The sequence below is a fragment of the Stenotrophomonas sp. 278 genome (assembly GCF_003935715.1).
Taxonomy (GTDB): domain Bacteria; phylum Pseudomonadota; class Gammaproteobacteria; order Xanthomonadales; family Xanthomonadaceae; genus Stenotrophomonas; species Stenotrophomonas maltophilia_AH.
Genome location: NZ_RHPP01000205.1, coordinates 1 through 5,284, shown reverse-complemented (window position 1 = coordinate 5,284; position 5,284 = coordinate 1). Strand labels below are relative to the sequence as shown.

General features: G+C 65.6%; 5 protein-coding genes. All 5 read left to right on the top strand.

What is annotated here, in order from left to right; translation table 11 throughout:
• Positions 1–645: nucleoside hydrolase (locus EGJ34_RS20310; protein ID WP_125362241.1), on the top strand; the 645-nt coding region annotated here is incomplete at its 5' end.
• A 112-nt stretch (positions 646–757) separates the two neighbouring features.
• Positions 758–1,003, top strand: a complete 246-nt coding sequence (locus EGJ34_RS20305) for a type B 50S ribosomal protein L31 (RefSeq protein WP_125362240.1) — start codon at positions 758–760, stop codon at positions 1,001–1,003.
• 350 nt (positions 1,004–1,353) lie between these two features.
• On the top strand, positions 1,354–2,631 hold the full coding sequence (locus EGJ34_RS20300; protein WP_125362239.1) for a citrate synthase: 1,278 nt from the start codon (positions 1,354–1,356) through the stop codon (positions 2,629–2,631).
• Positions 2,632–2,825: 194 nt separating this feature from the next.
• Positions 2,826–3,338, top strand: coding sequence for a CS1 type fimbrial major subunit (locus EGJ34_RS20295; protein ID WP_125362238.1), 513 nt, complete (start codon positions 2,826–2,828; stop codon positions 3,336–3,338).
• 50 nt (positions 3,339–3,388) lie between these two features.
• Positions 3,389–5,284, top strand: a 1,896-nt coding sequence (locus tag EGJ34_RS20290) for a TcfC E-set like domain-containing protein (RefSeq protein ID WP_125362237.1), incomplete at its 3' end; no start/stop codon positions are given.

Below are 5,284 nucleotides of genomic sequence, written 5' to 3'. Positions count from 1 at the left end.
CGCCAGGCCGAGGCCGAGCACGCCGCGCTGGCCATCCTGCGCCTGTCGCACCAGTACGCCGGCGAGCTGTTCCTGGTGGCACTGGGCCCGCTGACCAACCTGGCGCTGGCACTGAAGCTGGACCCGACCCTGCCGCAGCGCGTGAAGCGCTTCCTGGTGATGGGCGGGGCGGTCACCTGCCATGGCAACATCACCCCGGCCGCCGAGTTCAACATCGCCTTCGACCCGGAAGCGGCGCACGTGGTGTTCACCCAGTTCCCGCAGATCGAAGTGGCCGACTGGGAAGCCACGGTGGCGCATGGCCTGCTGCACAAGGATGTCGAGCAGTGGCTGGCGGCCGACACCGAAAAGGCGCGCTTCTATGAGCTGATCTCACGCCAGACCCGCCTGTGGTCGGAAGACAGCCGCGGCGAGCGCTGGTTCGCCGCCGACGCCCTGGCCATGGCATGGGCGCTGCAGCCCGACGGAGCGCTGCGGGTCGAGTCGCGTCCCCTGAACGTGGAGCTGGCCGGGGTCCACACCCGCGGTGCTACCATCGTCGACTGGAACCGCCAGACCGGGCAGCCGGACAACACCCAGCTGCTGATGGCCTACGACCAGGCACGCTTTGAAGCCCAGGTCCGGGCTGCGCTCGGGGTTGCCTGAAGGCCCTGGCGGCCGTCTTCACATTGAGCGGACCTCCGGCTTGCCCCCAGGGCGGGCCGGCGGTTATAATGCCGCTCTTGCGTTTTCCCATTTCTTTTTTACGGTGTGCCTCATGAAGGACGATATCCATCCGAACTACCGTGACGTGGTCTTCCATGACGTCACCTCCGATTTCAAGATCCTGACCCGCTCGACCATGGGCACGAAGGAAACCATCAAGTGGGAAGACGGTAACGAATACCCGCTGGTCAAGGTGGAAATCTCCTCCGCCTCGCACCCGTTCTACACGGGCCAGCACAAGGTCATCGACACCAGCGGCCGCATCGACAAGTTCAACCGCCGTTTCGGCAAGAACTGATCTGCGTCGCCGGCTCGCTTCGGCGAGCCCACGAAAACAACGGTCGCTCCAGCGGCCGTTGTTTTTTTATGCCTGTCACGTTCGGGAGCAGGGCAACCCCTGCTGGAATATGAACGTAGATTCATAAATTGACAGGCGGCGCGGAACGCAGTGTCCGTATCAGCCCCCCTCAAGCCCTGCCGCACCTCGCTATACGGACGTTTTGACCCCCTCCTTCTACGACTTCAGTCCTAGGGCGTGGGAAATGTTGCTGTGCGATAATGTCGTGATCCACAGCACAGGTTGTGGACTTCCTTCACGTGCCTGACCCATGCGCTTGGGCGGGCGCCTTCCCCTGAGGAGCGCACACAGTGTCCGATCTTGATCAGGTCACGCTCAACGCCGGCGAAAAGTCGGTTGTTCTGCCCGTCATCAAACCCACGCTCGGTAATGATTGCGTCGATATCTCGAAGCTGACCAAGGAAACCGGTCTCTTCACTTACGACTCCGGCTTCACCGCCACTGCCAGCTGCAAGTCCGCCATCACCTATATCGACGGTGACAAGGGCGTGCTGCTGTACCGCGGCTACCCGATCGAACAGCTCTCGGAAAAGTCGAGCTACGTCGAAGTGGTCTACCTGCTGATCAACGGCGAGCGTCCGAGCGCCGAACAGCTGAAGGCCTTCACCGACGAGCTGGCCGCTGAGGCCGACGTCGATGCGTCGATCAACACCCTGATCGGCAGTTTTGACAAGGATGCCCACCCGATGGCCATCCTGGCCGCTGCCATCGCGCAGCTGTCGGCCAAGTATCACGCTTCGCTCGACCTGGGCGACGCCGAGCAGCGCCGCAAGGCCGCCGTGCGCCTGATCGCCAAGGTGCCGACGCTGTCGGCGCTGATCTACCGCCATGGCAAGGGTCTGCCGGCCAACAAGCCGGACACCTCGCTGGACTACGTCAGCCGCTTCCTGAAGCAGACCTTCGAGTCGGCCGATGGCCAGTACGAGCTGAACCAGGACGTGGTGAAGGCGCTGGACCTGCTGTTCATCCTGCACGCCGACCATGAGCAGAACGCCTCGACCTCGACCGTTCGTCTGGTCGGTTCGACCGGTGCCAACCCGTACGCGTCGGTCGCCGCTGGCGTCACCGCGCTGTGGGGTCCGGCCCACGGCGGTGCCAACGAAGCCGTGCTGAAGATGCTGGAAGAAATCGGTTCGGCCGACAATGTTGAGTCCGCCGTGCTGAAGGCCAAGGACAAGACTTCGGGCTTCCGCCTGATGGGCTTCGGTCACCGCGTCTACAAGAACTTCGACCCGCGCGCCAAGGTGATCGGTGAGATGACCAGCAAGGTGCTGACCCAGCTGGGCGTGCAGGATCCGCTGCTGGACGTGGCTGTGAAGCTGGAACAGGCTGCTCTGCAGGACGACTACTTCGTGCAGCGCAAGCTCTACCCCAACGTGGACTTCTACAGCGGCATCATCTACAAGGCGCTGCAGATCCCGACCGAGATGTTCACCGTCATGTTCGCCCTGGGCCGCACCTCGGGTTGGGTCGCGCACTGGCTGGAACAGCAGGTCGATCCGGAAATGAAGATCGGCCGTCCGCGCCAGGTCTACACCGGCCACGACGTGCGCGACTACCAGGGCTGATCGCCCGGTAGCACCGCCAGAAAACGCCCTCGTTTCCGGGGGCGTTTTTTTTGCGTGCAACGCCAGATGTCGCGCCGGTGCCATCGGATTGCTTGCGTTTCGCGTGCACGCATTGGCGCTTTAGGAAGGATTGAATACGGCCGGCGTTCCCCGTTGCCGAACATGCGCGTCCACCTTCTTCTGGAACGCACTGCATGAATCCGATCATCAAGCACACTGCTCTTGCGCTCGCCCTGTTCACCACCGCACTGTCCGCACATGCCGCTGAAGCGCACATCACGGTGTGGGCCAACGTCGACCCCACCCTGTCGCTGCTCAAGGCCGACGGCAGCGCACTGCCCGATGCCGTGCAGCTGCCGTATCGCGCCGGGCAGGGGCTGAGCAGCTGGACCGAGCGGGTGCGTGTGTTCTCCAACGACACCACGCTGGACATCGACGTGCGTCTGGCCGAGCCCGCCGTGCTGGTGCCGCGGGTTGCTGCCGCCGGCGCGGTCGAGGTGCCTTTGCGGGTCACCCTCAATGGCCGCGAACTCGGCATCGCACCCATTGATTTCACCGCCGATCAGCTGTTCCAGGGGGCCATTCCCGGGGCGTCGATCGAGATGCCGTTGACCGTTGCACAGGCCGTTGTCGCGCCGATCACCGCTGCCGGCCTGTATGACGGTCCCGTCAGTCTGGTGATGGCACAGAAGGCGGGCAGCCTGTAAGTGGTAGAGAGGCATCGGTCCGCAATGGACCGGTGCCCCTGCACGTTGCCATGCGTATCTCGCCGTCACTGCTGGGGCTGTTGGGGCTGACCCTGCTGCTGCCGACCTCGCCGCCTGCCTGCGCGCAGCGTCTGCCCCCCGGATTCGAGGACCTTGCCGACGGTCATGCCGAGCGCGTGGAAGTGCGTGCCTTCGGACGTTCGGCTGGCCTCTGGCCGGTGTGGGTCACGCTGGAGCACGTGCAAGTGGAACAGCCCGCGCGGCTGCTTGCCGCGCTCGGTCTGACCGACGAAGCACAGGCGGCGTTGCTGCCCGCATTGACCGCGCCACTGCCGCGCGACAGCCATCTGGCATGCCTGCACGCACAGCCCCAGCCCGGTTGTGGCTGGCGCGCCGCACCGGAGGATCCTGCGGTCATGACCGCCATTTTCGACGAGGCAGAGAGTGTGCTGCTGTTGTTTCCCGCATCCCATTGGTTACCCGCCAGCGACGGGCGGGCGCGCTTTCATCAGGTATCCGAGCAGGCCCGGAACGCGCTGGTACATCAGCAGGTGATGCACCTCAGCGGCGGGGACGGCGAACTGGCATTCAACCTGCATGGGCGAGCGGCGTTGGGCGTCGGGCAGGCCGGCCATCTCGGGGGCAGCTGGAACCACGCGCGCTGGCGCGCGCCCGGGATGGCGGCGCAGGCACGCACCGACATCGATGAGCTCTACTACCGGCACGACCTCGGAACGCAGCATTACCTGCAGGGTGGCCGGATCGACCGGCGCAATCTGTCCAGCCCGCTGGGCGGCCAGTTTGGACTCAGCCTGCTGCCCTTGACGCGTCTGCAGGGCGTGCGTGTCGGTACCACGTTGGCCTATTTGGACACGGAAGCGCTCGATGACGCGCTTCCCGTGCACGTCCTGCTCGGCCGCGATGCGCGGGTGGATGTTTTCGACGGCGAGCGTCTGCTGCAGACGTTCTACCTGCCAGCCGGAGCCAGCCAGCTCGACACCCGGCTGTTTCCTTCGGGGAGCTACCTGCTCACCCTGCGCATCCATGAAGACGGTCGTTTCGTGCGCAGTGAAAGCGTGCCCTTCCAGCGCAGCATCGGCAGCGGCTACCCGGCCCTGCAATGGTTCGTGCAGGGCGGGCGACAGAATGAGCACGACCGGCCTGGACCTTCATCCACGGTATTGCAGGCAGGGATGCGACTGCCGATCGGCGCGGCCAGCGTGGGCCTGGGCGTCTCGCACAGCGAAGGCGTCGGCACACAGGAGCTGCGCGTGGGCCTGCGACGTGCGCTGGGCCCGGTCGACGTACATGCGGACATGGGCCTGCTTGTGGCCAGCGACGGCCAACGTGGAGAGCAGCTGCAGCTCAGCGTGCGACATCTCGCTGCGTGGAACATCTACCGCCAGCGTTACCGCGGAGATGCGTGCGCGAACCCTCTGCTGCATTCGGACGCGCAGCAGGGGTGTGCAGAGGCGCTCAGCGCCTCGGTGTCGCTGCCACTGCTGGGTGGCAACCTGCATGTCGCCCACACCCGGCGGCACAGTGCGCTGGACCGTGCGGCGAGGCTGCAGGCAGCCACCCGCACGCTGCAGGGAAGCTACACGCGCACCCGCCCCTGGCGTGGATTGAGTGCAGGTACGCGTCTGAGCGTGTGGCAGCAGCGCAGCGACCACGCAGGGTCGCCCTCGCATGATCGAGGCCTGCAGCTGGCACTCACCCTGAGCCGGCTCGCGCGGGCCGAAGGACGCGTGCACCTGCAGCGCGCGGGCGTCGAAGTGCGCCAGCGCAACGGCCAGGCAGCCGACGCACAGCTCCGGCTGGGCCAGACCTGGCGGCAGGCACAGGACGAGAGCGCCCAAGGCCTGACCACCGAACTGGCGGTGCAGCGCAGTCGCCATACCGATGCGCTGCTCGCAGGCGAGCTGCGCCGGCCCTGGGGGCAGGGC

Excerpts from the sequence above, each read along its gene's own strand:
- EGJ34_RS20305 (WP_125362240.1), top strand. The coding sequence starts at position 758 with ATGAAGGACGATATCCATCCGAACTACCGTGACGTGGTCTTCCATGAC.
- EGJ34_RS20295 (WP_125362238.1), top strand. The coding sequence starts at position 2,826 with ATGAATCCGATCATCAAGCACACTGCTCTTGCGCTCGCCCTGTTCACC.